The organism is Thermomonas carbonis (assembly GCF_014396975.1).
Classification (GTDB): domain Bacteria; phylum Pseudomonadota; class Gammaproteobacteria; order Xanthomonadales; family Xanthomonadaceae; genus Thermomonas; species Thermomonas carbonis.
Genome location: NZ_CP060719.1, coordinates 3,256,322 through 3,282,221 on the forward strand (window position 1 = coordinate 3,256,322; position 25,900 = coordinate 3,282,221).

General features: G+C 67.2%; 25 protein-coding genes and 1 tRNA gene. 5 read left to right on the top strand and 21 right to left on the bottom strand.

Going from position 1 to position 25,900, the window contains the following annotated elements; genetic code table 11:
* The 8 genes from H9L16_RS15050 to H9L16_RS15085 form a co-directional block, all read right to left on the bottom strand.
* Complete coding sequence (locus H9L16_RS15050; RefSeq protein WP_187552452.1) at nucleotides 1-4,353, bottom strand: DEAD/DEAH box helicase; 4,353 nt, start codon at nucleotides 4,351-4,353, stop codon at nucleotides 1-3.
* Nucleotides 4,354-4,479: 126 nt separating this feature from the next.
* Nucleotides 4,480-5,307, bottom strand: coding sequence for a DUF3298 and DUF4163 domain-containing protein (locus H9L16_RS15055; protein ID WP_187552453.1), 828 nt, complete (start codon nucleotides 5,305-5,307; stop codon nucleotides 4,480-4,482).
* 149 nt (nucleotides 5,308-5,456) lie between these two features.
* Nucleotides 5,457-5,666, bottom strand: a complete 210-nt coding sequence (locus tag H9L16_RS15060) for a cold-shock protein (protein ID WP_187552454.1) — start codon at nucleotides 5,664-5,666, stop codon at nucleotides 5,457-5,459.
* A 243-nt stretch (nucleotides 5,667-5,909) separates the two neighbouring features.
* On the bottom strand, nucleotides 5,910-6,626 hold the full coding sequence (locus tag H9L16_RS15065; protein WP_187552455.1) for a pseudouridine synthase: 717 nt from the start codon (nucleotides 6,624-6,626) through the stop codon (nucleotides 5,910-5,912).
* A 31-nt stretch (nucleotides 6,627-6,657) separates the two neighbouring features.
* Nucleotides 6,658-6,930, bottom strand: a complete 273-nt coding sequence (locus H9L16_RS15070; protein ID WP_187552456.1) for a GNAT family N-acetyltransferase — start codon at nucleotides 6,928-6,930, stop codon at nucleotides 6,658-6,660.
* Between the two features lie 12 nt (nucleotides 6,931-6,942).
* Nucleotides 6,943-7,563: a rhomboid family intramembrane serine protease gene (locus H9L16_RS15075; RefSeq protein WP_187552457.1), complete on the bottom strand. Its 621-nt coding sequence runs from the start codon at nucleotides 7,561-7,563 to the stop codon at nucleotides 6,943-6,945.
* 3 nt (nucleotides 7,564-7,566) lie between these two features.
* Nucleotides 7,567-9,186: a POT-type proton-dependent oligopeptide transporter gene (locus H9L16_RS15080; RefSeq protein ID WP_223158155.1), complete on the bottom strand. Its 1,620-nt coding sequence runs from the start codon at nucleotides 9,184-9,186 to the stop codon at nucleotides 7,567-7,569.
* A gap of 46 nt (nucleotides 9,187-9,232) precedes the next feature.
* Nucleotides 9,233-9,868, bottom strand: coding sequence for a glutathione S-transferase family protein (locus H9L16_RS15085; RefSeq protein ID WP_187552458.1), 636 nt, complete (start codon nucleotides 9,866-9,868; stop codon nucleotides 9,233-9,235).
* A gap of 126 nt (nucleotides 9,869-9,994) precedes the next feature.
* Between H9L16_RS15085 and H9L16_RS15090 the strand changes: the two genes are divergently transcribed.
* From H9L16_RS15090 to H9L16_RS15105, 4 genes are all read left to right on the top strand, one after another.
* Nucleotides 9,995-11,773 (top strand): M14 family metallopeptidase, encoded by a 1,779-nt coding sequence (locus H9L16_RS15090; RefSeq protein WP_187552459.1) that lies wholly within the window; start codon nucleotides 9,995-9,997, stop codon nucleotides 11,771-11,773.
* A 177-nt stretch (nucleotides 11,774-11,950) separates the two neighbouring features.
* Nucleotides 11,951-12,199: a hypothetical protein gene (locus H9L16_RS15095; RefSeq protein WP_187552460.1), complete on the top strand. Its 249-nt coding sequence runs from the start codon at nucleotides 11,951-11,953 to the stop codon at nucleotides 12,197-12,199.
* Between the two features lie 2 nt (nucleotides 12,200-12,201).
* Nucleotides 12,202-12,687 carry a guanyl-specific ribonuclease gene (locus H9L16_RS15100; RefSeq protein ID WP_187552461.1) on the top strand — a complete coding sequence of 162 codons (486 nt, stop codon included), beginning with the start codon at nucleotides 12,202-12,204 and terminating at the stop codon, nucleotides 12,685-12,687.
* Nucleotides 12,684-13,121 carry a barstar family protein gene (locus tag H9L16_RS15105; protein ID WP_187552462.1) on the top strand — a complete coding sequence of 146 codons (438 nt, stop codon included), beginning with the start codon at nucleotides 12,684-12,686 and terminating at the stop codon, nucleotides 13,119-13,121. Before H9L16_RS15100 ends, H9L16_RS15105 begins: the two co-directional genes overlap by 4 nt.
* A gap of 81 nt (nucleotides 13,122-13,202) precedes the next feature.
* Here the strand turns inward: H9L16_RS15105 and H9L16_RS15110 are convergent.
* The 3 genes from H9L16_RS15110 to tpiA all read right to left on the bottom strand — a co-directional run bounded on the left by H9L16_RS15110 (nucleotide 13,203) and on the right by tpiA (nucleotide 14,573).
* Nucleotides 13,203-13,287 (bottom strand) — tRNA-Leu (locus tag H9L16_RS15110).
* A 43-nt stretch (nucleotides 13,288-13,330) separates the two neighbouring features.
* Nucleotides 13,331-13,801, bottom strand: a complete 471-nt coding sequence (secG, locus tag H9L16_RS15115; protein ID WP_187552463.1) for a preprotein translocase subunit SecG — start codon at nucleotides 13,799-13,801, stop codon at nucleotides 13,331-13,333.
* A 22-nt stretch (nucleotides 13,802-13,823) separates the two neighbouring features.
* A complete protein-coding gene (gene tpiA, locus H9L16_RS15120) occupies nucleotides 13,824-14,573 on the bottom strand; it encodes a triose-phosphate isomerase (protein ID WP_187552464.1) in 750 nt (249 codons plus the stop codon).
* 67 nt (nucleotides 14,574-14,640) lie between these two features.
* Between tpiA and H9L16_RS15125 the strand changes: the two genes are divergently transcribed.
* On the top strand, nucleotides 14,641-15,315 hold the full coding sequence (locus H9L16_RS15125) for a DUF6445 family protein (RefSeq protein ID WP_223158156.1): 675 nt from the start codon (nucleotides 14,641-14,643) through the stop codon (nucleotides 15,313-15,315).
* A gap of 32 nt (nucleotides 15,316-15,347) precedes the next feature.
* Here the strand turns inward: H9L16_RS15125 and H9L16_RS15130 are convergent, their stop codons facing one another.
* From H9L16_RS15130 to H9L16_RS15175, 10 genes are all read right to left on the bottom strand, one after another.
* Nucleotides 15,348-16,301, bottom strand: coding sequence for an isopenicillin N synthase family dioxygenase (locus tag H9L16_RS15130; protein ID WP_187552465.1), 954 nt, complete (start codon nucleotides 16,299-16,301; stop codon nucleotides 15,348-15,350).
* A 49-nt stretch (nucleotides 16,302-16,350) separates the two neighbouring features.
* Nucleotides 16,351-17,712 (bottom strand): phosphoglucosamine mutase, encoded by a 1,362-nt coding sequence (glmM, locus tag H9L16_RS15135; RefSeq protein ID WP_187552466.1) that lies wholly within the window; start codon nucleotides 17,710-17,712, stop codon nucleotides 16,351-16,353.
* Nucleotides 17,709-18,596 (bottom strand): acetyl-CoA carboxylase, carboxyltransferase subunit beta, encoded by an 888-nt coding sequence (accD, locus tag H9L16_RS15140; RefSeq protein ID WP_187552467.1) that lies wholly within the window; start codon nucleotides 18,594-18,596, stop codon nucleotides 17,709-17,711. The genes glmM and accD overlap by 4 nt, the downstream gene beginning before the upstream one ends.
* 76 nt (nucleotides 18,597-18,672) lie before the next feature.
* A complete protein-coding gene (trpA, locus tag H9L16_RS15145) occupies nucleotides 18,673-19,491 on the bottom strand; it encodes a tryptophan synthase subunit alpha (RefSeq protein WP_187552468.1) in 819 nt (272 codons plus the stop codon).
* The gene (locus H9L16_RS15150; protein ID WP_187552469.1) at nucleotides 19,488-19,940 is read right to left on the bottom strand and encodes a DUF3144 domain-containing protein; all 453 of its coding nucleotides are present in this window, start codon (nucleotides 19,938-19,940) and stop codon (nucleotides 19,488-19,490) included. The genes trpA and H9L16_RS15150 overlap by 4 nt, the downstream gene beginning before the upstream one ends.
* 121 nt (nucleotides 19,941-20,061) lie before the next feature.
* Nucleotides 20,062-21,282: a tryptophan synthase subunit beta gene (trpB, locus tag H9L16_RS15155; protein ID WP_187552470.1), complete on the bottom strand. Its 1,221-nt coding sequence runs from the start codon at nucleotides 21,280-21,282 to the stop codon at nucleotides 20,062-20,064.
* On the bottom strand, nucleotides 21,266-21,964 hold the full coding sequence (locus tag H9L16_RS15160; RefSeq protein ID WP_187552471.1) for a phosphoribosylanthranilate isomerase: 699 nt from the start codon (nucleotides 21,962-21,964) through the stop codon (nucleotides 21,266-21,268). The genes trpB and H9L16_RS15160 overlap by 17 nt, the downstream gene beginning before the upstream one ends.
* Nucleotides 21,965-21,974: 10 nt before the next feature.
* Nucleotides 21,975-22,775: a tRNA pseudouridine(38-40) synthase TruA gene (truA, locus tag H9L16_RS15165; RefSeq protein WP_187552472.1), complete on the bottom strand. Its 801-nt coding sequence runs from the start codon at nucleotides 22,773-22,775 to the stop codon at nucleotides 21,975-21,977.
* Between the two features lie 17 nt (nucleotides 22,776-22,792).
* Nucleotides 22,793-24,814: a FimV/HubP family polar landmark protein gene (locus tag H9L16_RS15170; protein WP_187552473.1), complete on the bottom strand. Its 2,022-nt coding sequence runs from the start codon at nucleotides 24,812-24,814 to the stop codon at nucleotides 22,793-22,795.
* Nucleotides 24,815-24,855: 41 nt separating this feature from the next.
* Nucleotides 24,856-25,872, bottom strand: coding sequence for an aspartate-semialdehyde dehydrogenase (locus H9L16_RS15175; protein WP_187552474.1), 1,017 nt, complete (start codon nucleotides 25,870-25,872; stop codon nucleotides 24,856-24,858).
* Between the last annotated feature and the right edge of the window lie 28 nt (nucleotides 25,873-25,900).

Sequence of the window (25,900 nt, forward strand, 5' to 3'; positions counted from 1 at the left end):
TCAGCCGTCGACCGGCACCTGCATCGCGACCTGCGCGTGCGACAACAAACGTGGATCGCGCAGCAGGCGCTGTCGTGCAGCATCAGCATCCGTCGGCGACAGCGTCACCAACAGTTCGACCTTCGACGCCAGCTTGCGCGCCACCGGCACACCATCGCGCAACAGCAGTCGCGCACCCGATTGGCGCGGGAGTTTCTCGCCCGGCAGCAGGGTGCCCACCAGGTTGAGCGGATCGCTGGCGGCGACCACGATCCACTCGCCATCCTTGGGTCGGTTACGGATTTCGCGCAGGCCGGCCACCGCTTCCGGCAAGGCGAATTGCTCGCCGGCGATCCCGGCCACGAAACGCCCGCCGCGTATTTCGCCGCGCGCCTCCATGCGCCGGTACACCCGCGCCAGTTCACGCCATGGCGGCAGCCACGCGGCTTCGCGTTCGAGGATTCGCCATGCCACCACACCGTAACGACGCAACAGCACCTGCGCCACGTACTCGACGGCGTCGGCATCGGGCGCGCCGGTGGCGGCACGCGCCAGGCTCCAGCGGCCGGCGTCGCGGATGCCGGAGATCGCACCGCGACGCATGCGTCGGCTGCCGGGGTTGGGCCGTTTGCCCTGCGGCAACAGCAATGCACGCAGGCCCGCGTAGCTGTCGCAGTGGGCGATGCCGCGTGCGACCAGTTCGGCCAGCGCCTCTTCCAACTCGACGTGCAGCAGGCGGCACGCATCCAGCAACTCGTCGAAGAACGACGCGCCATGCAAGCACAAGGCATCGACCACCAACTGTGCGCGCGAGGAAATCCCGTCGCTGTTGGCAGTGGTGCCGGCAATCGCGGCCCAGCGTGGCAATTCGCGACGCGGCACCAGCACCAAGGGCGTTGCCCGCACGGGCGCGCGGCCACCCTTGCCGGTATCGGTACCCGCATGCATGCGCAACCGCGCCCACGCGATCCGACCCGCGCTGCACTGCGCATCCAGCCAGTCGATGCCGTAATCGGCCAGGCGCGCCGGCAACACTTCCGCTTCCCAACTGCCGGCCGCGGATTCCCAGCCTTCCAGTTGCGCCAGCACGCTGGCCAGCGCGTCCGGCCCGCGCAGGCGGCTGCGCGCGGACAGATGCTGCCAGTCGCACAGGAAGCGCATCGCGTCGGCCAGCGGCACCGGTTCGATCTCGCGGCGCAACCGGCCCAGCGTATTGCGATGGATGCGCGCCAGCAGGTGGCGCTCGCACCATTGTTCGCCGACCAGGGCTGGATCGAAGCTGCCGCGCATCGCGGTGCCTTCCACTTCGAGTGCGGCGAGTGCGCATTCGATGTCGTTCACCGCGACCTGCAGCACTGCGGCAAGATCGAGCGCTCGTATCGGCCCGCTTGCACTCAAACGTCCGCGCACCATTTCACGCACGGCGTCTTCGCGCGCTGCCGGCACTGCGCAGCCGGGTATCGCTTCGATCGGTGGCGCGAGCACTGCATCGGCATGCAGCATCCACAATTGCGGAAGGCGCTCCACTGCGGTCCACAGCCCGTCGCCGGCCAACACGCAGGTCGCACGTCGGCCGGCCGCCAACGCATCGAGCAAGCGTGTCCATTGCGATGCGGCGGCTTCGGCAGTGGTGATGACGCCGAGTTGCATCAGTGCCTCGTGCATCTCGTCGGCGTTGCGCACATCGGGCCACGCGTCCTCGCGCACGCCAGCGATCGCGCCGGCATCGAGCAAGCCAAGATCGCGCACCGAGGCACCATCGCCGAATCGCCGGGACTGCACCGCCTGCGTGCGGCGTTCCTCCAGCGGCGCATCGTCCAGGAACGCATACGGCGCGGCATTCAATGCCTCCGCCGCGAACGGGCTGGGCGCGGTGAGGTCGCGGGCGACGATGTCGATGCTGCCGCTCTCCAGTCCGCGCAGTACGTCCAGCCAGCCTTCCGCATCCATCGCCTCGCACAGGCAATCGACCAGCGCCTGTTGCACCAGCGGATGGTCGGGCACCTGGCGGTCGCCGACGATGTTCTCGAGGCAGGCGACCTGATCCGGAAATACCGTGGCCATCAGGTCTTCGGACTTCATCCGTTGCAACTGCGGCGCGACTTTCTTGCCGCCTGAGAAACGCGGCAATGCCAATGCGGTGCTGGCGTTCCAGCGGAAGCGTGTCGGAAACAGCGGTGCGTCCAGCAAGGCCTGAACGAGAATGTCACGGGCGGTATTCGAATGCAGGAACGAGGCCACGTCGAGCAGCGGGAAACTGTGGCTGGTGGACAGCGACAGCACGATCGCGTTCTCGGTCGCGGCGGCCTGCAGCTCGAAGTTGAAGCTGCGGCAGAAGCGCTTGCGCAATGCCAGGCCCCAAGCCTTGTTGATGCGGCTGCCGAACGGTGCGTGGATCACCAGGTGGGTGGAACCGGCTTCGTCGAAGAAGCGTTCCATCGCCAGTTGGCGTTGCGTCGGCAGCAGGCCGAAGCCGGCGATCTGCGATGCGCAGTAGTCGAGCAATTGCCGCGCCGCTTCGCTTGAAAGTCCGACATCCCCGACAAGCCAGCGCAGCGCACTGCCCTCGCCTTCCGCCAACTTCGCTTGAATCTCCTCGCGCAAGCGTGAGACCGCATGCGACAGCGCATCGGTGCGGCCCGGTGCCTCGCCCAGCCAGAACGGGATCGACGGCGGCGCGCCCTGCGCATCCTCCACTCGCAAGCGTCCCGGTTCGATGCGCAGGATGCGGTAACTCGCATTCCCCAACTGGAAGATGTCGCCGGCCAGACTCTCGATCGCGAAGTCTTCGTTGACCGTGCCGATGCCGACGCTTTCCGGTTCCAGCAGCACCGAGTAATCGCCGACATCGGGAATCGTTCCACCACTCTGGATCGCGACCTGCCGCGCGCCGCGACGGGCACGCAATTGCCGGTTGACGCCATCGCGATGCACCCATGCGCCACGCGTGCCGAAACGGCTGGCGTAGCCTTCGGCCAGCATCTTCAGCACGCCGTCGAACGCCTCGCGGGTGAGCGCGCGATACGGCCATGCGCGTCGCAGCATCGCGAACAGCGCGTCCTCGTCCCAGTCGCGGCTGGCGACTTCGGCCACGATCACCTGCGCCAGCACGTCCAGCGGCGCTTCCGGCATCGGCATGCGATCCAGCTCGCCGCGGCGCACGCCGTCCAGCAGCGCTGCGCATTCCATCAGGTCGTCGCGGGTGGTCGCGAACAAGCGGCCCTTCGGAATGCCGCCAACATGGTGACTGGCGCGACCGGCGCGTTGCAGGAACGCGGCGATGCTGCGCGGGCTGCCGAGTTGGCACACAAGATCCACGTCGCCGATGTCGATGCCCAGTTCCAGCGACGCGGTCGCCACCAGCACTTTCAACTCGCCGCGCTTCAGGCGTTGCTCGGCATCCAGCCGCAATTCCTTCGACAGCGACCCGTGGTGCGCGGCCACGTGCTCCTTGCCGAGTCGCTCGCTCAGGTGACGCGCGGCACGCTCGGCCATGCGGCGCGTGTTGACGAACACCAGCGTCGTGCGATGTTCCTCTGCCAGCGCCTGCAGCCGGTCGTGCACCTGCTCCCACTGCTCGCCACTGGCGACTGCGCTCAACGGCGACAGCGGCAGTTCCAGCGCAAGGTCGCGCGGCTTGTCGTGGCCGACGTCGACGATCCGGCAATCGGGCTGGCCGTGTGCATCCACTCGCGTGCTGCCCACCAGGAAACGCGCGGCGTCCTCGATCGGCTTCTGCGTTGCGGACAATCCGACGCGGGTTGCACGGTGCCCGACCAGCGCATCCAGGCGTTCCAGCGACAGCGACAAGTGGCTGCCGCGCTTGCCCGGCAGCAACGCATGGATTTCGTCGACGATCACCGTGCGCACACCACCCAGCATCGTCCTGCCGGACTCTGAGCCCAGCAGCACGTACAGCGATTCCGGCGTGGTCACCAGGATGTGCGGCGGTCGCTTGCGCAAGGCCGCGCGCTCGGCCTGCGGCGTGTCGCCGGTGCGCACCGCCGTTCTGACGTCGACATCGGGCAATGCTTGTGCGGCCAGTGCCTCGCGGATGCCGGCCAGCGGCGCTTCAAGGTTGAGGTGGATGTCGTTGGACAGCGCCTTCAGCGGCGAGACGTACAGCACCAGCGTGGTCTCCGGCAGCCCATGCGCTAGCCCCTCTCGCACCAGCGCATCGATCGCGGCGAGGAAGGCGGTGAGCGTCTTGCCAGAGCCGGTGGGGGCGGCGACCAGGGTGTCGCGGCCCGACGCGATGGCGGGCCAGGCCTGCTGCTGGGCCTCGGTGGGCGCGGGGAATGTACGCGCGAACCAGTCGGCGACCGCCGGGTGGAAGGCATCGAGCACCGAGGGAACGGGAGGTCGCGCGGGCATGCCCGGATTATCCGCCCCATCGCCATGGCTGCCACGCGCGGTGCGAAACGAGGGACTGAAATCGAAGCGGATCTGCGCGTTCACCCGCGCAGCCTGCGCAAGTGCCGTCTCAGGCGGTGAGACCGGTCAGCCGGCGCGGAACAACGGCTTGTAGTCCGGCGCAACCAGCGGCAGCAGCACCTGCGCGGGCACGTCCACGCTGCGGGTGCCGTCCGAATACGGCCCGACCTGCGCTGGCGGGAACACGAATCGCAATGCACGGATGCTCCCGTCGGCGTTCATCACCGGCTCGAAGCGGGCGAAGTTTTCAGCGCTCGGTGCGGTGCCGCCTTCGATCATCCTGCTGCCGCTGCGCAGCATCTGGGCACGCTCGTCGCCTTCCAGCGCATCCTCGTCCAGTTGCTGGGACAGGGCGGTCATCAACTGCTCGCGGGAATAGTCGGACACCGTCTTCCAGCCCGCCGCATCGACGATCAGCTGTTGCGCAGCGAGCATCTCGTTGCGCTGCGGCAGCCAGACGAAACGCTGGACGAGCGGATTGCCATGCGCGCCGCCGGTGTAGCTGCTGCCATCGGCCGCCGCCGCCACGATCCGCGGGGTATCCACCAGACCGGTGAACTGCAGGCTGAGGTCATAGGGTGCGCTGGGCTTGCGGCCCTGCAGGCCGGCGACCGCCTGCATCAATTCGGCGCGGGCGGATTCGGCGTAGGCCTGCAAGGCCTGCGCAAGCATCGGGTGCCTGCCGATGCCCTGCGGATAGCTGATGCCGACGATGTAGTCGGGCTTGGTCTCGATCACGTCCTGCAACGCCACCGGGGCGGCTACCGCACCCGGTGGCTGCGCATCCGGACTGGTGGCGGAGGGCGTGGGCGGCGCGTCCTCGCGGCCACAGCCGGCGATCAGGACAAGCACGAATGCGAAGGCGAGCGCGAAGGTCGGGGAGCGGCGGATCATGGGCAGTCGGGCGAATCGGGGGATGGGACCGGACGGCCTGCATGATGCCTGATGAGCGGTCGCGTGGATGCAGTTGTTTCGATGCGGCAAGCGACACGCATAAAAAAACCCGGCCGAAGCCGGGTTTCCTTGCGCGATGCGCGGGCGACTTACGCTGCCTGCACTTCGTCGGCCTGCAGGCCCTTCTGGCCTTGCACGACCTTGAAAGTCACCTTCTGGCCTTCCTGCAACGACTTGAAGCCGGTGCCCTGGATCGAGCGGAAGTGGACGAAAACGTCCGGGCCGCTTTCCGGGGTGATGAAGCCGAAGCCCTTGGCGTCGTTGAACCACTTGACGGTACCAGTCTGACGATCCGACATGTTGTATTACTCCTAGAACAGTTTGAAATGGTGACACGACCCGCCGGAAAACCGGAACCAAGCCGCGACTGTCGAGCAAGGGGTAACGCACACGATGTAGCGGATCACTCGGATCTACCGCATCGGGTCACGATGTACCGTGATCCCGCTTGAAACAGTGGGCGCACCATAACCTGTTTTTGGGCACAAATGTGAATGGCCCGGAATTTTTTTTGCGGCTGCTCGGCCGCCTCCGGAAAGCGCCTACCAGTCGGTCTGTTCCGGCAACAGACCGCGCAATTCGGCGTCTGTCAGGTTGCGCCATTGGCCCGGCTTGAGATGCCCCAGCTTCACGTTGCCGATACGCACCCGCAGCAACTGCTTCACCCGGTAGCCGAAATGCGCCGCCATCAACCGGATCTGCCGGTTCAGGCCCTGGGTCAGCACGATGCGGAAGCCCTGGCTGCCGAGCTTGCCGGTTCTGCAGGGCAACGTGGCCTCGCCGTGGATCGGCACCCCGCCGCGCGCCATCGCCCGCAGGAATTCCGGCGTCACCGGGCGGCTCACGGCGACCAGGTACTCCTTTTCCAGCTTGTTCTCCGCGCGCAGGATCCGGTTGACGATGTCGCCGTTGCTGGTCAGCAGGATCAGGCCCTCGGAATCCTTGTCCAGCCGGCCGACCGGGAAGATCCGCTGCGCGTGATCGACGAAATCGACGATGTTGTCCTTGACCCCGGATTCGGTGGTGCTGGTGATGCCGACCGGTTTGTTCAGTGCGATGTAGACGTGCCGGCGCTGGCCCTTGGCCGCGGTGCGCGCCACCAGCGAATTGCCGTCGATCAGGACTTTGTCGCCCTCGCCGAGCTCGGCACCGATGCCGGCGCGAACGCCGTTGACGGTGACTCGCCCCTCGCCGACCAGGCGGTCGGCCTCACGGCGGGAGCAGAAGCCGGTGTCGGCAATGAATTTGTTGAGGCGCATGGGCGGGCATTCTACCCGCCGGGCACGCGGCTCAGGCGCGGAGGCCTTGGTATTCCGGGTGCTTGCGCATCCAGGCATCGGCATACGAGCAGCGCGGATCGACGGTCAGGCCTTCCGCCTTTGCATGTTCGACCGCGGCGCGAACCAGGTCGCCGGCGATGCCGCGTCCACCGATGGCCGGCGGCACGATGGTGTGGGTGATCACCAGCGCGTCGCCCTCGCGTTCGTATTCGAGGTATCCGGCCTGGCCATCCACCTCGGTGGTGAAGCGCTGGCGCGCGGGATCGTGGGCGATGTCGGTCATGGCGTCTTCCAGTCAGGGAGTACCGGATCGAAACAGAGTTTGCGTGAAGTGCCCGAGAATGCGCGGCTCCAGCAGCACGGTGAACAGCAGGCCGTAGGCGGCGCCCCACAGGTGCGCGCTGTGGTTGACGTTGTCGCGGCCGCGGCGGTCCATCCAGATGCTGTAGGCGACGTAGAGGATCGCGAACAGGAAGGCAGGAATCGGCACCGGGATCGGAAAGATGATCAGCGTGGACCACGGATCGAACAGGATGAAGGCGAACAGCACCGCCGAGACCCCGCCGGACGCCCCCAGGCTGCGGTAGTTCGGATCGTTGCGATGGGTGATGTAGGTCGGCAGGATCGAGACGACGATCGCCGACAGGTAGAACAGCACGTAGCCGACCGGGGTGATCATTTCCGAGAACACCCGCTCCACCGCGGTCCCGAACGACCACAGGGTGATCATGTTGAAGATCAGGTGCATCCAGTCGGCGTGCACGAAGCCGTAACCCAGCAGGCGGTCGTACTGCTTGTGCCGCTCCAGCGCCGGCGGCCACAGGATCATCCGCTCCAGCAGCGCGCGGTCATTGAATGCGCGCCACGACACCAGCACGGTCAGGGCGACGATGACGATGGTCAGCGACAACTGCATGGCTCAGGCCACCCGGTAGTTGTCTTGCATCGGATATGTCCGCGCATACGCGGCGAATGCGAGCGCCGCCACGAAGGCGAATCCGGCGAAGAAGAACATCAGGAAAGCGGGCTCGCTCAGCCCGGTCTGACCGATGAACGCCTTGAAGCCGTCGTTGCGGACACCGGCATTGGTGAGCAGTACCCACAGGCTGCCGAAGGTGCTGGTGAGATACCAGAACGCCATGATCACGCCCTTCATTGCGTGCGGTGCCTGGCTGTAGGCGAACTCAAGCGCGGTCGCGGACACCAGCACCTCGCCGAAGGTCAGCAGCAGATACGGCAGGCTCTGCCATGCCAGCGACACCTGCGCGCCGCCATCGATCCACAGTTGCAGCAAACCGGCCACGATCCACGAGACGCCGGATATCGCGATGCCCCAGCCCATCCGCTTCAGCGCGGTCACCTGCATGCCCATCCGCCGCAGCGCCGGATACAGCACGAGGTTGTTGAACGGAATCAGCAGCATCACCAGCAACGGGTTCAGCGCCTGCATCTGCGCGGCTTCCTTGACCAGCCAGCTCGGCCACCACCACTGGTCGTGCGGCACCGTCATCGCGTTGCCCTGGATGATCCAGGTCGAGGCCTTCTGGTCGAACAACGACCAGAACGGCGTGACCAGCGCGAACACGATCAGGATCCGCAACACACCGCGCACGCCATCGACGGCGATGTCGGGATGCACGCCGCGGGCGCGGTCCAGTTGCAGCGATGCGCCCCAGCCGCCGAACGCGATCAACACGCCCAGCGCGAGGCAGGCGGTGATGACGAAGCCGAACGATTCCGGCCAGAACGCCACCGGCGCGCCGACGGCCTTGAGCGCCCACAGGGCCAGCATCGCCACCGCCACCGAAATGCCGGTCCAGGCGATGGTGGTGCCGGCATTGCCCTGCCCCGGGCGGCGCTCGCGCAGCGCGGTGCGCACCACGTTGAGGAAGGAGTGCGGATCCGCCTTCGACGGCGGCACGTTGACGTACTTGTGGCGACCCAGCCAGAAGATGAAGGTGGCGATGAGCATGAGCACACCGGGCACGCCGAACGCCACCGCAGGCCCGTAGTTGCGCAGCAGCAGCGGCGCGAACAGCGACGCGAAGAACGAGCCGAAATTGATGATCCAGTAGAACCCGTCGAAGACCAGCTTGGCCTTGTCCTTGTTGCTCTGGTCGAACTGGTCGCCGCAGAAACTGACCACGAGCGGCTTGATGCCGCCGCTGCCAAGCGCGATCAGGAACAGGCCGGTGTAGAAGCCGTTCGCATTGCCTTCGAACAGGGCCAGGCAGGCATGGCCGGCGCAGTAGATCAGCGAGAACCAGAGGACGGTGTTGTACTTGCCGAAGAAGCGGTCGGACAGCCAGCCGCCCAGCAGCGGGAAGAAGTACACGCCGATCACGAACGTGTGGAAGATGTCCTTCGCCGCGCCTTCCCGATCCGGCCCCTGCGGCAGGTAGCCGAGCAGGATCGAGCTGATCAGGAACGGCACCAGGATGTTGCGCATCCCGTAGAAGCTGAAGCGCTCGCAGGCCTCGTTGCCGATGATGTAGGGGATCTGCCGCGGCATGCGCGAGGTCGGGGCGGTCTGGTTCATGCGTGGCCTTGGTGTGCTAACCCGGGAAGCCTAACCGATCCGGCCCTCAGGCCCATTCGGTCAATCCTTCGCGCGCATACAGGGTCGTGAAGGACGGCAGCGCCTTCAACCTGTGCGCCAGCGCAGCCAGGTGCGGCCATTCCATCGCCGGCTTCGGCATGTTGCGCGACCAGCGCATCAGCATGACCAGGTAGAAGTCGGCGACGCTGAGGTCATCGCCCAGCAGGTACGGGCCGCGTGCCGCGAGGTGGCCGTCGATGCGCTGCCATTCGGCCTCGATGCGCGGCGCACAATGCGCGCGAATCGCGTCCGCATTCGTTTCGCCGGCCGGCTCGCCGGGATACCACCACTGCCGGAACAGCGGCTGCACCATGTTGGCCAGGTTGAACATCCACTGCAGGTAGTCGCCGCGCTTCGCATCGTCGAAGGCGGGTGCCAGTCGCGCGTCGGGATTTCGCTCCGCAAGCAGCATCGCCAGCGCGGCGGCTTCGTACTGCGGTTTGCCATCGATCACCAGCGTCGGCACCACGCCATTCGGGTTCAACGCCAGGTACTCGGGCGACTTCTGCACCTTCGCGGCGGTATCGACAAGATTCAACCGATGTGGCACGTCGAGTTCGATCAACAGCCAGTGGACGAGGAAACTGGCGGCGCCCGGCGCGTAGTACAGGGTCGTGTCCATCGATGATCCTTGGGTGGCGATGGCGGATTTTCGCATGCTCCTGCAATTGCCTGCGGCATGACCATGGGCAGGCACGATGGACACGACGCGGCGGTTACCATCGGGCGATCCACCGGAGACCTGTCGATGCATTCGTCCCTGCTCCAGCGCACCTTGCTCGCCACCGCCCTGCTCGCTTCCACTGCCGTTGCCCTTGCCGCCAGTCCCGCATTGAGCACGGTCGCCGAACGCAGCGGTTTCAAGCAGACCGGTCGCTACGACGAGGTCATCGCACTCTGCGATGCATTCCAGCAGGCCTTCCCGCAAGCGGTGCGCTGCTTCAGCTTCGGCACCACGCCGGAGGGCCGGCCGATGAAGGCACTGGCGATTTCCACCAGCGGCGCGCTGGATGCGAAGACCGCGCGGGCGCGCGGACTGCCGGTGGTGCTGGCGCAGGGCGGCATCCACGCCGGCGAGATCGACGGCAAGGACGCCGGCTTCTGGCTGGCGCGCGACCTGCTGCAGGGCAAGACCGGCAAAGGCGTGCTGGACAAGACCGTGCTGCTGTTCGTGCCGGTGTTCAACGTCGACGGTCACGAGAATTTCCGCGCCTGGAATCGTCCCAACCAGCGCGGTCCGGAGCAGATGGGCTTCCGCGTGACCGCGCAGCGCTACAACCTCAATCGCGATTACGCGAAGGCCGACAGCGCGGAGATGCAGGCGATGCTGGGCCTGATCAACCAGTGGGATCCGCTGGCGATGCTCGACCTGCATGTCACCGACGGCGCCAAGTTCCAGCACGACATCTCGATCACCGGCGAGCCCACCAACTCCGGCGACGAAGGCCTGCGCGAAGCCGGCAACGCGCTGAAGGACGGCATCATCGCGAGACTCGCCACCCAGGGCAGCACGCCGGTCGGCTTCTACCCGAGCTTCGTGGAGGACGACAATCCTGCGTCCGGTTTCGTGCACGGGGTGAGCACGCCGCGTTTCTCCAACGGTTATTTTCCGCTGCGCAACCGCATCGGCATCCTCGTCGAAACGCATTCCTGGCGCACCTATCCGGAACGCGTGCGCAGCACCTACAACACGGTGCTGGGTGCGCTGGAACTGACGGCCGCGAACGGCACGCGCTGGCTGCAACTCGCGCGCGATGCCGACGAGCGTGCGGCGAAGTTGGGCGGGCAATCGATACCGATCGATTACAAGGCCACCGAGAAAGTGCGCACCATCGATTTCCTCGGCTATGCCTACACGCGCACTCCCTCGGAGATTTCCGGTGGAACCATGACCCGCTACGACGAAACCACGCCGCAGGTGTGGAAGATTCCGCTGCGCGACGAAATCGTGCCCGCCACCACGATCGTCGCACCGAAGGGCGGTTACCTGGTGCCGCAGCCGTACGCGGTCGCAGTGGCGAAGCAGTTGCTGGTGCATGGCATCGGCTTCCGCGTCCTGACCACGCCATTGCGCGATGAGAATGCGCAGGCGTTCGTCGCGGATGCCGTGCAGTTCTCGCCGACGTCGGTCGAAGGCCACCAGCGCGTCAACCTAACCGGCACATGGACACCGCAGGTGGCGAACATCGCCTCGGGCGGCCTGTTCGTGCCGATCGCGCAGGCGAATGCGCGCTTGCTGGTGAACATCCTGGAACCGACTGCCGGCGATTCGATGGCCGCGTGGGGCGCGTTCAACAATGCGTTCGAGCGCAAGGAATACATGGAAGGCTACGTCGCCGAGGAACAGGCTCGGCTAATGCTTGCGAAAGACCCGGCGCTGAAGGCGGAGTTCGAGCGCAAGCTGCGCGACGAACCCGACTTCGCCAGGAGCCCCGCGGCGCGCCTGGATTTCTTCTATCGCCGCCACTCGGCCTGGGACCCCGGCACCAACCGCTATCCGGTGCTGCGGACCGAGACGGCCTACTGATCGCCACCCCGGGCCATCCGGCAAGCGGGGGGCCGGCGACGCCTCGGCCATTCCGATCGCCAGTGCCACGGCGTCTTCGCTGCAGGCATCGATCCGGGCATCGCCGGCCTTGGCTTGCGCACCGAAAGCAACCGGGCGCATCCTGCCGGGGCAATGCCTCGTCGGACAGGAGGGCAAATGGCCCGGGACGAACGCCGCACTTCGCCGCAACGACCCTGCAGGGAGCTGCGTCGGCAACTCAACGAATCGCAGCTCGACACACTCGGCCAGTTGGAACGCTATGGCTGGGAGTTGAAGTTCGTGCGCCGACCGCTGTTCCAGCCGGTGATCCCGGTGTTGTTCGACCCGGATCGCCACGGCTACGCAATCCTGGAAGAGGACGGTTCGCTCAACGAGCATCCGCCCTTCGTGATCCGCCCGCACTGACCATGCAGGCAAGGCGCAAACGCAATCCGCTTGGCTGGCTGCTGCTCGCCATCGCCTTGGTCGCGGCCTGGCAGCTCTGGCCGGCCCGGGATGCCGCCCAGAACGAGCCGGCGTTAGCGCCGGCGCCACGCGAGGCCAGTGCACCGCAGTCGATGCCGGCATCGCCTGCGCTCGCCGAAGTCCGCGCCGATCCGGCTCCGGCATTGCCGGATTTCCTGCCGGCGGAAGCGCATCGCACCATCGCACTGATCCAGCGCGGAGGCCCGTTCCCGCATCGACAGGATGGCGGCGTGTTCGGCAACCGCGAGGGCCATTTGCCGCGCCAGCCAAGCGGCTGGTACCGCGAATACACGGTGGACACGCCCGGCCTTGGCCATCGCGGCGCACGCCGCATCGTCACCGGTGGCCAGCCACCGCGCGAGTGGTACTACACCGACGACCATTACGACAGTTTCCGTCGCTTCGACCCAGCCGGAGGCCCGCCATGACCGACACCGGCATCGAACTCGACCTGGGCGATCCGTTGTTGTCGGGGGTGTTCTTCGTCACCGCAGACGACATCGCCACGCTCGATCACGCCGTGCACGATGCCGGCCTGCTCGCGCGCCGGATCGACCTGGGTACCTGCGCCGACAAGGCAGGGCTGCTGGCGCGCATGACCCAGGCCATGGCCATCCCCGATGACCGGGGACGCAACTGGGATGCGCTGGCCGACAGCCTGCGCGACCTCTCCTGGCTGCCCGCACCCGGCTACGCCCTGCTGTTCGACGACGCGCACCGCCTGCGCGATGGCGACGAAGCGAGTTTCGACACCCTGCTTGCCTTGCTCGAAGAAACCGCCACCGACTGGGCCGCGCAGGAGGTTCCGTTCTGGGCGTTCCTGTCGCTGCCGGACAGCGAATTCGAGGTTGTGCCCGATTGAACCGGGTTCGGGTCTCCTCTTGGCCCCCGACCGATCGAACAACAAAAAACCCGCATCGCTGCGGGTTTCTTGCTTGCTTCGTGGTGCCCAAGAGGGGACTCGAACCCCTACGACCTAAATCGCTACCACCTCAAGGTAGTGCGTCTACCAATTCCGCCACCTGGGCAAATCCGTTGCGGCTGTCGCCGCGCACCGCATTGTAATGCCGATCAACCGCCCTGCGCCGGAGTAGCCGACGGTGCCGGAACCGGTGCGTCCGGCGCCGGTTGCGGCTGGGCCTGCGTAGCCTCGGGCTGCGTGTAGTCCGGTGCGGCGACCGGGATGACCGGTGCCGGGGCCGATTGCGCGGGCTGCGCCGGCGCGGTCGGCAGCGCAGGAACCGGCTGTGCCGGAGCCGCCTGGCCCATCACGCCCAGGTCGGGCTTGGCATCCAGCTCGCCAACCGCACTCTTGCTGGCGTACATGGCCATGCCCATGCTGATCACGAAGAACAGCACGCCGAGCCACTTGGTGCTCTTGGTGAGGAAATTCGACGAGCCGCGCGAACCGAATACGGTGGAGGAAGCACCGCCGCCGAAGCCGGACCCCGCCTGCGCGCCCGAGCCGCGCTGCATCAGGATCAGCACGACCATCGAGATCGCGACCAGCACGTACACCACATTGGTCAGTTGAAGCCACATCGTGAATCGTTCCGTTTGTCGGTCAGGCCGCCGCAGCGGTTGCGATGGCCAGGAAATCCGCGGCCACCAGCGAGGCGCCACCGATCAGTCCGCCGTCGACGTCGGCCTGTCCGAACAGGCTGGCCGCGTTCCCGGGCTTGACGCTGCCGCCATACAGGATGGGCAGCGAGCCGGCGATTGTAGCATCGTGTGCCGCGACCTCGCCACGGATGAAGGCGTGGACCGCCTGCGCCTGCTCGGGGCTGGCGGTGCGGCCGGTGCCGATCGCCCAGACCGGTTCGTAGGCGACAACCGCATTGGCGAAGGCGGCGACCCCGACTCGCTCCAGAACCGGACGCAGCTGACTGGCGATCACCGCTTCGGTCTTGCCGGCCTCGCGCTGCTCCAGGCCCTCGCCCAGGCAGAGGATCGGGCGCAGGCCGGCGTTGATCGCCGCCTGGAACTTCAATGCCACCAGCTCGCTGCTTTCCGCGTGGTACTGGCGGCGCTCCGAGTGCCCGACCAGGCCGTAGCGTACGCCGACATCGACCAGCATCGAGGCCGAGACCTCGCCGGTGTAGGCACCCTGCTCGTTGCTGCTGACATCCTGCGCGCCGAACGCCAGCGGCGTGCCCTCGAAGTCCTCGATCAGGTCGCCGATGTAGGGCAGCGGCGGCAGGATCACCAGTTCCACGCCTGGAGTGGGCATGGCGGCGATCTCGGCGACCAGCGCGGTGGCGAAGGCGCGGGTGCCATGCAATTTCCAGTTACCGGCGACGATCTTGCGGCGCATGGCGTGACCCTGTCGGTGCGGGCCCGAAGTTTACCAACCGGGCGGGTGCGGCCGTATAGTCGCGCCGATGAACCGCCCCTTCCCGCCGCTGCGCATGTTGCCGTATCGCAAGCCGACCGAGGGCCGCGACTACTGGCTGTTCGACGAGGTCCTGCCGAATGCCACCGAGGTGCGCGGGCGCTGCATGGCCAAGCAGGATTGGGCGCTGGGCTTCCCGCGCACCCAGGAGACGTGGCCGGGACGCCGCGCGATCCCGGCGCTGGAGGCGGCGGAACTGGCGACGGTCGAGGACAAGGTCCGCCAGGCGACCGGCACGAAGCAGCTGTGGGTGCAGGGCACGCCCGAGGGCAAGACCCTCAATCACAATTGCGTGCAGGTGGTCGGCGAACACGAGTCGGGTGCCCGCCCGCACACCGACTCCCGCGCGCTGTGCCGTTACGCCGGCGTGCTGTACCTGACGCCCGATGCACCCGAACACTGCGGCACCAGCTTCTATCGCCAGCGGATGCCGAACGGCCAACTCGGCGGCAACACCGTCAACAAGCCGCACGACAACCTGGTGCAGGCCTTGGGAACCCGCTTCTTGCCGCCCGACAGCTTCGTCGAGGACGTTCGCATCCCCAACAAGTTCAACCGCCTGATCGTGTACAGCTCGGCGATGATCCACAGCGCCACCGCCTACTGCGGTAACGTGCTGGCCGACGAACGGATGGCTGCGGTCTTTTTCTGGATGGGCGTCTAGACACGCCGCGAACGACGTGCCGTGACCGCGCGCTACTTCAGCTTGATCTCGCGCAGCCGTTCTTCGAGATAGCCCTGCGCGGTGATCGGCTCCGGGTAACGACTCGGGTTGTCCGCGGTGATCGTGGACGGCAGCACGTCGATCAGGAAATCCGGGTTCGGGTGCAGGAAGAACGGCACCGAGTAGCGAGGCTGGCGCGCCGCCTCGCCGGGAGGATTGGTGACCCGGTGCGTCGTCGACGGATACACATGGTTGGTCAGGCGCTGCAGCATGTCGCCGATGTTGACCACGATGGTGTCGGCGTCCGAGGTGAAGGGCACCCACTCGCCCTTCTTCGACAGCACTTCCAGTCCGGCCGCGCTGGCACCCACCAGCAGTGTGATCAGGTTGATGTCCTCGTGCGCACCGGCGCGCACGTTGGGGATGTCGTCGGTGGTGATCGGCGGATAGTGGATCGGGCGCAGGATCGAGTTGCCGAAGTCGGTCTTGTCGGCGAAGTAATCCTCCGCCAGGCCGATGTGCAGGGCCAGCGCCGACAGCACCTGCGAACCCAGCGCATCCAGCGATTCGTACAGGCCATAACCGACCCGCTGGAACCCGGGCACTTCCTTCGGCCACAGGTTCGGCGCCATGTCCTCTGCGTACTTCGAATCGCGCGGGATCTCGCGGCCGATGTGCCAGAACTCCTTGAGGTCGGAATACTTCGCGCCTTTTGCGGTCTCGACCCCGAACGCCGTGTAACCGCGCGCGCCGCCGCCGCCCGGCACGTGATACGCGCGCTTGGCGTCTTCCGGCAACGCGAAGAACGTCCGGAAGGTCTCGTAGGCCTCGTCGATCTGAGCCTGCGGGATGCCGTGGTTGCGGATGCCTGCGAAGCCCCATTCGCGATAGGCCGCGCCGAGTTCGTCGATGAAGGCCTGGCGGTCTTCCGGCGACGCCGGATGGGTGAAGCGGCGGATGTCGAGGGTCGGGATCTGGCTGGTCATGTCGGTCGCCTTAAATTCGATCTTTCACTTGCCGTTCGTCCGGGATGACTCAGTTCGCGGCGTTACGCACGGCCGCGGCCAGCGTCTCGAGGGTAGCGTCGACCAGCGTGGCATCGTCTGCCTCGACCGTGACCCGCACCACCGGCTCGGTGCCGGACGGACGCAGGAAGGCACGACCGCGACCTTCGACCGCGCGCAACGCCTCGGTCAGCGCCGCCTGCACGCTTGCGGCCTCGGCCGGTTTGGCGTTGCCCTGATAGCGCACGTTGACGGTCTTCTGCGGCACCTTGTGCAGGCCTTCCAGCGCCTCAGCCAGGCCGATTCCGCGCCGCTGCAGCACTTCCAGCACCTGCAACGCGCTGACGATGCCGTCGCCTGTACTGGCGCGATCCAGGCACAAGAGGTGGCCACTGGCCTCGCCGCCGAGCACGCCATCGTTCGCCAGCAATTGCTGGTGGACGTAACGGTCGCCGACCTTGGCGCGGATGAATCCGATCCCGCGCGCGGCCATCGCCTGCTCGAAGCCGTAGTTGGTCATCAGGGTGCCGACCACCGGGCCGCGCAGGCGGCCGGTGTCCTGCCAGTCGCAGGCCAGCACGTACAGCAGGTCGTCGCCGTCGCGTACGTTGCCCTGCGCATCGACGAACAACACGCGATCGCCGTCGCCGTCGAAGGCGATGCCGAGATCCGCGCCGGTCTCGCGGACCCGCGCGGCGAGCAGTTGCGGATGGGTGGAACCCACGCCTTCGTTGATGTTGAGGCCGTTCGGATCGATCCCGATCGCATCCAGGCGCGCGCCGAGTTCGCGCAACACCAGCGGCGCCAGCTGGTAGGTGGCACCGTTCGCGCAATCGACCACGACGCGCATGCCGCCAAGGTTGAAGCCCTTCGGCACCGAATTCTTGCAGGCCTCGACGTAGCGCCCGATGGTGTCGCGGGTGCGCACCGCCTTGCCGAGCTGTTCGGATGGCACGGTGCTGAACGGCTGGTCGAGCGCGGCCTCGATGGCGAACTCGGTGACATCGTCGAGCTTCTCGCCCTGCGCCGAGAAGAACTTGATGCCGTTGTCGTGGTGCGGGTTGTGCGAGGCGGAAATCACGATGCCGCCGTCGGCACGCATCGAATGGGTGAGATGCGCGACGGCGGGCGTCGGCATCGGCCCCATCAGCTGCACGTCCACGCCAGCGGCGACCAGTCCGGCCTCGAGTGCGGCTTCGAACATGTAATTGGAGATCCGGGTGTCCTTGCCGATCACCACGACGGGTTTCCGCCATTCCTGTCCCGCACCAACGGCGGCGACCAGCGCGTGACCGTAGGCGTTTCCCAGCCGCAGCACGAAATCGGCCGAGATCGGCCCCTCGCCGACACGGCCGCGGATGCCATCGGTGCCGAAGTAGCGGCGCGTGCTCATGCGGCCTCGACGTCGTCGGCGGGTGCCGGCTGCTTCATCAGCATCGCAAGCAAATGCGCCAGGCGATCGCGCATTTCGCGACGGTCGACGATCTGGTCGACGGTGCCGTGTTCCAGCAGGAATTCGCTGCGCTGGAAGCCTTCCGGGAGTTTCTCGCGCACGGTCTGCTCGATCACGCGCTGGCCGGCGAAGCCGATCAACGCTTCGGGCTCGGCCAGGTTGATGTCGCCAAGCATCGCGAAACTGGCGGACACGCCGCCGGTGGTCGGATGGGTCAGCACCGAGATATATGGCAAGCCCGCCGCGCGCAGGCGACCCAGCGCCGCCGAGGTCTTGGCCATCTGCATCAGCGAAAACAGGCTTTCCTGCATGCGTGCGCCGCCGCTGGCGGAAAAATTCACGAACGGACAGCGCAGTTCCAGCGCGCGTTCCGCGGCCAGGGTGAAACGCTCGCCGACCACCGAGCCCATCGAACCGCCCATGTAGGCGAAATCGAATGCGGCGGCGACCAGGTCATGGCCCTTCAGCTTGCCTTCCATCGCGATCAGCGCATCGCGCTCGCCGGTGGACTTCTGCGCGGCCTTGATGCGTTCGGAATATTTCTTCTGGTCCTTGAACTTGAGCACGTCGGTCGGGCCGAGTTTCGCCCCGATCTCGTGCCCGAGCCCATCGTCCAGCAACGCCGCCAGCCGCGCGCGCGCGCGGATCGGCATGTGGAAATTGCACTTCGGGCAGACCTCGAGGTTTTCCTCGAGCTCGGGTCGATAAAGCACCGCGCCGCAGCGCTCGCACTTCTCCCACAGGCCTTCCGGCACGCTGCGCTTGCGATCCACCCCGGTCTCGGTGCGGATGCTCGCGGGCATCAATTTCTTAAGCCAGCTCATTCGGTTCGTTCACCGCAGTTGTGGGCCGCCGGAGCCCCGCCGCGTGCAGGCGCAGATACCGGTGGCGCAGTCTAGCTCAGGCCGGGACCGCGACCAGTTCGTCGAGGGCCTGTCGCAACGGACGCAGGAACGCGCCCGCGCGTGCGGCGGCGTCATTCGCGTCGGCGCTTTCCGCCAGCACGGAGACCAACGCACTGCCGACCACCACACCATCGGCGTGCACGGCCATCGCAGCGGCGCTGGCGGCATCGCGGATGCCGAAACCGGCATACACCGGCATCGACGCCATCGCGCGCAAGTGGCGCAGGCGCTGGCCGGCTTCGGCCACGTCCAGCCCGTCGGCACCCGTCACGCCGGCAAAGGTGACGTAGTACAGATAGCCCTCGGAATGCGTGCACAGCCGCTGCAGGCGCGCTTCCGGGGTAGTCGGCGAGGCCAGCGAGATCAACGTCAGCCCGTGGCGCGAGAACGCGGCGCGGTATTCGTCGGCTTCTTCCGGTGGCAGGTCGACCAGCAGCACGCCATCCACGCCAGCGTCCGCAGCGGCAGCGGCAAAGCCGGCGGCACCGCGGATCTCGACCGGGTTCAGGTAACCCATCAGCACCACCGGCGTGTCCGCATCGACTTCACGGAACTGGCGCACCGCCTCCAGCACGTAGGCCAACCCGGCACCACGGGCCAGCGCGCGCTCGGAGCTCCGCTGGATCACCGGGCCATCGGCCATCGGATCGGAAAACGGCACGCCCAGCTCGATCACGTCCGCACCGGCCACAGCCAGCGCGTGCATGACCGGCACGGTCGCATCCAGCGACGGATCGCCGGCGCTGATGAACGGCACCAGTGCCTTGCGGCCGGACGTGCGAAGCGCGTCCAGCCTTGCCTGCAGCCGGGTCACTCGTTCGCCGCGGCAGCCGGCGGCACCGCACCTGCGGCGGCCACGTAGTCGCTTGCCGGGGTCTGCACAGCGGCATTGCCGACCTGCACGCCGGCAGCGGCGTATTCGGCGGCCAACTCGGATTCGCCGACGTCGATGCCGCGTTCCTGGCCCATGCCGTCCAGGTGCTCGTTGAGCATGCGGCGATACATGGTGGACATGTAATCGAGGAAATCCTTGCGCTCGCCGGCGGCGTGGATCGGCTTCACGCTGACCAGGTAAACATGCGCGTTGAAGCGCGCGGCCGCGTACATGCTGGCCAGGCTGATGCGCTTCTCGCCATACTCGCGGGACTGCTTGTTGGTCAGTTCCAGGTATTCGTTGACGCAATCGAAGAACTTCGGATCCGGTCCGTTCCGGGTCTGTCCGGCGGTGTCGGCCGCAGCCTGGGTCTGTTGTTCGTCGGCCATGGCCGTACTCCTTTGTGGTGTGTTTTCGCAGCCGGACATTGTCTCCCAAGCGGCCTGTCGAGGCCAGTTCAGGGGCAAATCGCCCTGAACGACCTTGGTCGCTCCAGGTCCGCCCCTTCTCTCAGAGGTCCATGCCATCGCGTGCGGCGATGGTGTGCACGTCCTTGTCGCCGCGGCCGGACAGGTTGCACAGGACCAGCGCGTCCTTCGGCAACTCGCGCGCCAGCTTGATCGCCTGGGCGATGGCGTGGCTGGATTCCAGCGCCGGCAGAATGCCTTCGGTGCGGGTCAGCCTGTGGAACGCCGCCAGTGCTTCGTCGTCGGTGATACCGACGTATTCGGCGCGGCCGCTGTCCTTCAGGAACGAATGCTCCGGGCCAACACCGGGATAGTCCAGGCCGGCCGAGATCGAATGGGTCTCGATGATCTGGCCATCGTCGTCGCAGATGACGTAGGTGCGGTTGCCATGCAGCACGCCGATCCGCCCGGCCGACAGCGAGGAGGCATGACGACCGGTCTCGATGCCGTCGCCCGCGGCCTCGGCACCGACGATGCGCACGTCGCCATCGTTGAGGAAGGCGTGAAACAGCCCGATCGCGTTACTGCCGCCGCCCACGCAGGCGGTGATCGCGTCGGGCAAGCGACCGTACTCGGACAGCATCTGTGCTCGCGCCTCGCGGCCGACCACGGCATTGAAGTCGCGGACCATGCGCGGATACGGATCCGGGCCAGCGACCGTGCCGATGATGTAGAAGGTGTCCTGCACATTGGTCACCCAGTCACGCATCGCCTCGTTGAGCGCGTCCTTGAGCGTGGCCGAACCGCTGGTCACCGGCACCACCGTCGCCCCGAGCAGTTGCATCCGATGGACGTTGATCTTCTGCCGCTCGATGTCGGTGGCGCCCATGTACACCACGCACTCCAGGCCCAGCCGCGTGGCCACGGTCGCGCTGGCCACGCCGTGCTGGCCGGCGCCGGTCTCGGCGATGATCCGGGTCTTGCCCATCCGGCTGGCCAGCAGGGCCTGGCCGATGGTGTTGTTGATCTTGTGCGCGCCAGTGTGGTTCAGGTCCTCGCGCTTGAGCAGGATCTGCGCGCCGCCGTTCTCGCGACTCAGGCGCTCCGCGTGGTAGATCGGGCTGGGCCGGCCGACGTAGTGCTGGAGGTCTTTCTCGAACGCGGCAATGAAGGCCGGATCGACCCGCGCCGCATCGTAGGCGGCCGCCAATTCTTCCAGCGGGCCGATCAGGGTTTCGGCGACGAAGCGGCCACCGTGGCGGCCGAAATGGCCTTGCGCATCCGGATACGCGTTGAAGTCGATGGGGTCAGCGACCGCAGGCATTGCATTCCCCGATGTCGCCGTTGTCGCCAAGTTCGATGCAATCCGCACGCCGCACTTCCTCCACGAAGCGGCGCATGAGTGCGCCATCCTTGATCCCGGGTTCCAGCTCGATGCCGCTGGCGACATCCACGCCCCACGGCGAGGCCGAGCGGATCGCCGCATACACATTGTCGGCGCTGAGTCCGCCGGCGAGCACATAGGGTTTGCTCATGTCGTCCGGAATCGCGGCGATGTCGACCCGTTCGCCACTGCCGCCCGGCTGGCCGGACGCATGTCCGTCGAGCACGAAGCCCGCGGCATGCGGGTAACGCGCGTGCAACACACGCCCGCTGAGGCCGGCTTCCGCGCCCTTCAGGCCGATGCCCTTGAGGTACGGCAGACCGAAGCGGCGGCAGAACGCATCGTCCTCGCTGCCGTGGAACTGCAGCAGGGTCGGCCGCGCATGCGTGATCGCGTCGCGGACTTCGCCGGCGCTGTTGTCCATGAACAGCGCCACCGCATCGACCAGCGGCGCCAATGCTTCACGCAGGGCGCGCGCCGCTTGCGGCTCGATCCGTCTCGGGCTGCGCCCGGCGAAAATCAGGCCGACCGCGTCCACGCCCAATTCGCCGGCCAGGCGCACGTCGCCGGCGCGGGTCAGGCCGCAGAACTTGATGCGGGTGCGGAACAACGCGCGCTTCATCGGCGGCCCTTCAGCTGGAGGTGTCGTCGCCGCAGACGTCCTGCGGCAGTCCCCATTGTCGCGGATAACGCGGCCCGAGGAACAGCAGTCCGGCCGCCGGCGCGGTCGGCCCTGCCACGCTGCGGTCGCGCCCTTCCAGCAGTTCGGCGATCCACTCCACCGGCCGCTCGCCGCGCCCCACCAGCAGCAGCGAGCCGACGATGTTGCGGACCATGTGGTGCAGGAACGCATTTGCCTGTACTTCGACGTGAAGCTCGTCGGCGTGGCGGGTCACCACGATGTCGTGCAGGTCGCGCCGTGCATGCCCGGCCTGGCACTGGATGCTGCGGAATGCGGAGAAATCGCATTCGCCGCGCAAGGCTTGCGCAGCTACATGCATGGCATCGGCATCCAGCGGCATCCGCTCCCAGCTCAGGTACTGGCGTTCCAGCCCGGGCCGGGTGCCGCGATTGAGGATGCGGTAGCGGTAACGACGCGCGCGCGCGGCGAAGCGCGCACTGAAATCGTCGGCGACCGGCACGCACCAGCGCACGGCCAACGCGGCCGGCAGGTTGGTGGTGGTGCCCAGCACCCAACCGCGCTCATCGCGGACGGCGTCGGTGTCGAAATGCACGACCTGGCAACGCGCGTGCACCCCGGCATCGGTGCGGCCCGCGCACACGGTGTCGATGCGCGCATCGGCCACTTTCGACAACGCGATTTCCAGCGCGGTCTGCAGGCTGCCATCCGCTGCGTGGGTGCCGGCCGGGCTCAGCCGCTGCCAGCCGGAGTAGCCGCTGCCGTCGTATTCGAGCCCCAGCGCGAAACGCATCCGCTTGCCGATAGGCCTCAGCCGATCTCGCGCAGCAGGCGCGCGGCCTCGGTGCGTGCGACCGGATCGGCATCGTCGAGCAATTCGCGCAGCAACTGCTTCGCCGAGTGATCGTCGCCGATGTCCAGGAAGGCACGCGCCAGCTTCATCCGCTGCTCCGCGCTGGCCTGCGGCACCGGCACTTCGGGCTCGGGCAGTTCATCCTCGACCGGCATGAAACGCGGCGCGGCCTGCTCGACGGGAGGCGGCGGCACGAAGGCTTCGGTCTTCACCCAGCCGGAATGCCAGGCGGGAGTTTCCACCCGCTCGCTGCTGGGAGGCACGTCAGCGAGGTCGATGGTCGGCACCGGCTGCGCGTCGGCAACCGCTGGCGGCGTTTCCGGCTCGGTGCTTGCGGCATCGGCATCGGCATGGACATCGGCGTGCGACTGCGTATCGACGGTGCGTGGCGCATCGGGATCGGCCGACGGATGCACCAGGCTGGCGGCAAGCGCTTCGCTGTCGAAACTGCTGCGGCGCGGCGCGGGGGCCGGCTTGCGACGACCGAACAGCAGCCATCCCAGCAAGGCCACTGCAGCCAAGCCCAGCCCGCCCCAGATGTAGGGCATCGGGTTGGACGCACTGGCGGCGGCATCCTGGCTGGCCGGGACCTCCGTGCTGGCCTGCGGCGCGGCCTGCGTGGTGGCGGGCTTGACCGCGGCAGTGGCGGCGCTGGCGGCGGCCTTGTTCGCCTCGGCCAGTCGCTGTTGGGCGGCGGCCAGTTCGCTGTCCTTGAGCGACAGCAACTGCTGTTGGTCCTGCTTCAACTTCTCGAGTTCGGCCACCCGCTCCTTGAGCTCGCCGATCTCGACGGCCTTGGCGGCGATGTCTTCGTCTTTCTGCCGCAATTGTTGCTGGAGCATGCTGCCCTCGCCTCCGGCGATGGTACCGGATCGTGTTCCTGTGGCCTTGCCCGGTGCAGCGGGCGGGATGATCTGCAAACGCGCTTCCTGGCGACGCGCGGGCGCGGCCTGGCGGGGCGGCGTTGCCGGTTTCGGTTTGGCCGCGGCGACCGTCGTGGTGGGCGCGGGCGCTGCATCCGGAGCGGCCGCGCGGGGTGCACGCGTGGGCGACGCGGCATCCGCGGTGGCGATCTCGGGCTGGCGCACCGGGCGGCGCGCCTGTCGCCATTGCTGCATCTGCTGGCGCACCACCTGCCCGGCTTCGTCGGCGCTGACGCTGCCGAGCTCGTCGCTTCCGGGAACCCGCAACACCGAACCGCGACGCAGCCGGTTGATGTCATCGCCCAGGAAGGCATCCGGGTTGGCCCGCAGCAGCGCGAGCATGGCCTGGTCGAGGCTGTAGCCCGATGGCAGGTCCAGCTTGCCGGCGATCTTCGACAGCGTCTCGCCTTGCTTGATCGGACCGTATTGCGCGGCCGCAGGTGCTGGCGCTGCGGCGATCGGAGCCGGTGCGGCAGCCGGTGGTGGCAGCGGTGCGATGGCGATGGGCGACGGCGCAGGTTCCGGCCGTGCCTCGGGAACCGGTGGTGGCTCGGGGGTCGGCGTGGCCACCACCGGCAGCGGAACCGGCCGCTGAACCACGTTCGGTGCCGGCGACACCGGCGCCTCGATCGCCGGTTGCAGCGGCGCACTCGCGGTGTTCGGGGCTTCGACCAGCGCCGAGTATTCACGCACCAAGCGGCCTTGCCCCCAGTCGACCTCGACCAGGAAATTCAGCACCGCCTGCTCGACCGGACGGGTGCTGGTGACCCGGATCACCGGCCGCCCGCGGGCATCGCTGCCCAGGCTGAACTGCAGGTCGGCGGCCACGCCGCTGGGCGGGGCCAGGCCGACCCGGCGGAAGGTTTCCGGCGAGGCCAGCCGCGCCTGCAGCGCTTCCAGTTCGCCCGGGGTGGTCGAGATGATCGGGATTTCCGCGACCAGCGGCTGGTTGCGCCGCGACTTGACCTCGATCTGGCCGAGGCCGAGCGCCCACGCATTTCCCGCCGCCAGCAGCAGCGCGGTGGCGATCGCCGCCGTTCGCAATGTCCTGATCACGCCTGCTCCCGCCCCCATCATCGCGACGACTCTAGCCGCGCTCAGCCTTCGGCGGCAACAAGTTCCGCAATCTGCACCGCGTTGAGCGCCGCGCCCTTGCGGATGTTGTCGGACACCACCCACAGGTTCAGCCCGCGCGGATGCGAGAGATCCTCGCGGATCCGACCGACGTAAACCGCATCGTTGCCGGACGCATGGGTGACCGGCGTCGGATAGCCACCAGCCTTGCGCTCATCGACCACCACCACGCCCGGCGCGCCTTCCAGCAGCTCACGCGCCCGGTCCGCTGTGAGCTTGTCGCGGGTCTCGACATTCACCGCTTCGGAATGGCCGTAGAACACCGGCACGCGCACCGCGGTCGGATTCACCTGGATGGCGTCGTCACCGAGGATCTTGCGCGTTTCCCATACCAGCTTCATCTCTTCCCTGGTGTAGCCGTTGTCAAGGAAATCGTCGATGTGCGGGATCAGGTTGAAGGCGATCTGCGCGGAAAACTTCTTCGGCTCGATCTCCTGGAAATTGAGCAGCTGGCCGGTCTGCACGCCGAGTTCTTCCAGCCCGGAACGACCGGCGCCGGACACCGACTGGTAGGTGGCGACGTTGATGCGCTCGATCCCGGCCGCATCATGGATCGGCTTCAGCGCCACCATCAGCTGCATGGTCGAGCAGTTCGGGTTGGCGATGATCCCGCGCGGGCGGTTGCGCACGGCTTCGGGATTGACCTCGGACACGACCAGCGGCACGTCGTCGTCGTAGCGGAAGGTCGAGGAATTGTCGATCACCACCGCGCCGGCAGCGGCGAACTTCGGCGCGTATTCCTTGCTGGTGGCGCCGCCCGCGGAAAATAGCGCGATGTCCACGCCGGTCGGATCGAAGGTGGCCAGGTCCTGCACCACCAGGTCGCCGTTGCCGAATGCCACCGTGATGCCGGCGGAACGCTCGCTGGCCAATGCGATCACTTCGCTGGCCGGGAAGTCGCGCTCGGCGAGGATCGACAGCATCACTTCGCCCACCGCGCCGGTTGCGCCCACCACTGCCACCTTGAATTGCTTGCTCATTGCTTCTCGTGTCCTGGAATTGCGGCGC

What these genes read in the sequence shown, in the direction of transcription:
- H9L16_RS15090 (WP_187552459.1), top strand. Translation starts at nt 9,995, where the DNA reads ATGCATTCGTCCCTGCTCCAGCGCACCTTGCTCGCCACCGCCCTGCTC.
- H9L16_RS15060 (WP_187552454.1), bottom strand. Translation starts at nt 5,666, where the DNA reads ATGTCGGATCGTCAGACTGGTACCGTCAAGTGGTTCAACGACGCCAAG.
- H9L16_RS15095 (WP_187552460.1), top strand. Translation starts at nt 11,951, where the DNA reads ATGGCCCGGGACGAACGCCGCACTTCGCCGCAACGACCCTGCAGGGAG.
- accD (WP_187552467.1), bottom strand. Translation starts at nt 18,596, where the DNA reads ATGAGCTGGCTTAAGAAATTGATGCCCGCGAGCATCCGCACCGAGACC.
- H9L16_RS15070 (WP_187552456.1), bottom strand. Translation starts at nt 6,930, where the DNA reads ATGACCGACATCGCCCACGATCCCGCGCGCCAGCGCTTCACCACCGAG.
- H9L16_RS15160 (WP_187552471.1), bottom strand. Translation starts at nt 21,964, where the DNA reads ATGAAGCGCGCGTTGTTCCGCACCCGCATCAAGTTCTGCGGCCTGACC.
- truA (WP_187552472.1), bottom strand. Translation starts at nt 22,775, where the DNA reads ATGCGTTTCGCGCTGGGGCTCGAATACGACGGCAGCGGCTACTCCGGC.
- H9L16_RS15100 (WP_187552461.1), top strand. Translation starts at nt 12,202, where the DNA reads ATGCAGGCAAGGCGCAAACGCAATCCGCTTGGCTGGCTGCTGCTCGCC.
- H9L16_RS15050 (WP_187552452.1), bottom strand. Translation starts at nt 4,353, where the DNA reads ATGCCCGCGCGACCTCCCGTTCCCTCGGTGCTCGATGCCTTCCACCCG.
- H9L16_RS15125 (WP_223158156.1), top strand. Translation starts at nt 14,641, where the DNA reads ATGAACCGCCCCTTCCCGCCGCTGCGCATGTTGCCGTATCGCAAGCCG.
- H9L16_RS15065 (WP_187552455.1), bottom strand. Translation starts at nt 6,626, where the DNA reads ATGCGCCTCAACAAATTCATTGCCGACACCGGCTTCTGCTCCCGCCGT.
- tpiA (WP_187552464.1), bottom strand. Translation starts at nt 14,573, where the DNA reads ATGCGCCGCAAGATCGTCGCCGGTAACTGGAAATTGCATGGCACCCGC.
- H9L16_RS15085 (WP_187552458.1), bottom strand. Translation starts at nt 9,868, where the DNA reads ATGGACACGACCCTGTACTACGCGCCGGGCGCCGCCAGTTTCCTCGTC.
- H9L16_RS15055 (WP_187552453.1), bottom strand. Translation starts at nt 5,307, where the DNA reads ATGATCCGCCGCTCCCCGACCTTCGCGCTCGCCTTCGCATTCGTGCTT.
- secG (WP_187552463.1), bottom strand. Translation starts at nt 13,801, where the DNA reads ATGTGGCTTCAACTGACCAATGTGGTGTACGTGCTGGTCGCGATCTCG.
- H9L16_RS15105 (WP_187552462.1), top strand. Translation starts at nt 12,684, where the DNA reads ATGACCGACACCGGCATCGAACTCGACCTGGGCGATCCGTTGTTGTCG.
- H9L16_RS15075 (WP_187552457.1), bottom strand. Translation starts at nt 7,563, where the DNA reads ATGCAGTTGTCGCTGACCATCGTCATCGTCGCCCTGACCGTGCTGGTG.
- H9L16_RS15080 (WP_223158155.1), bottom strand. Translation starts at nt 9,186, where the DNA reads ATGAACCAGACCGCCCCGACCTCGCGCATGCCGCGGCAGATCCCCTAC.
- trpB (WP_187552470.1), bottom strand. Translation starts at nt 21,282, where the DNA reads ATGCCTGCGGTCGCTGACCCCATCGACTTCAACGCGTATCCGGATGCG.
- H9L16_RS15175 (WP_187552474.1), bottom strand. Translation starts at nt 25,872, where the DNA reads ATGAGCAAGCAATTCAAGGTGGCAGTGGTGGGCGCAACCGGCGCGGTG.
- H9L16_RS15150 (WP_187552469.1), bottom strand. Translation starts at nt 19,940, where the DNA reads ATGGCCGACGAACAACAGACCCAGGCTGCGGCCGACACCGCCGGACAG.
- H9L16_RS15130 (WP_187552465.1), bottom strand. Translation starts at nt 16,301, where the DNA reads ATGACCAGCCAGATCCCGACCCTCGACATCCGCCGCTTCACCCATCCG.
- glmM (WP_187552466.1), bottom strand. Translation starts at nt 17,712, where the DNA reads ATGAGCACGCGCCGCTACTTCGGCACCGATGGCATCCGCGGCCGTGTC.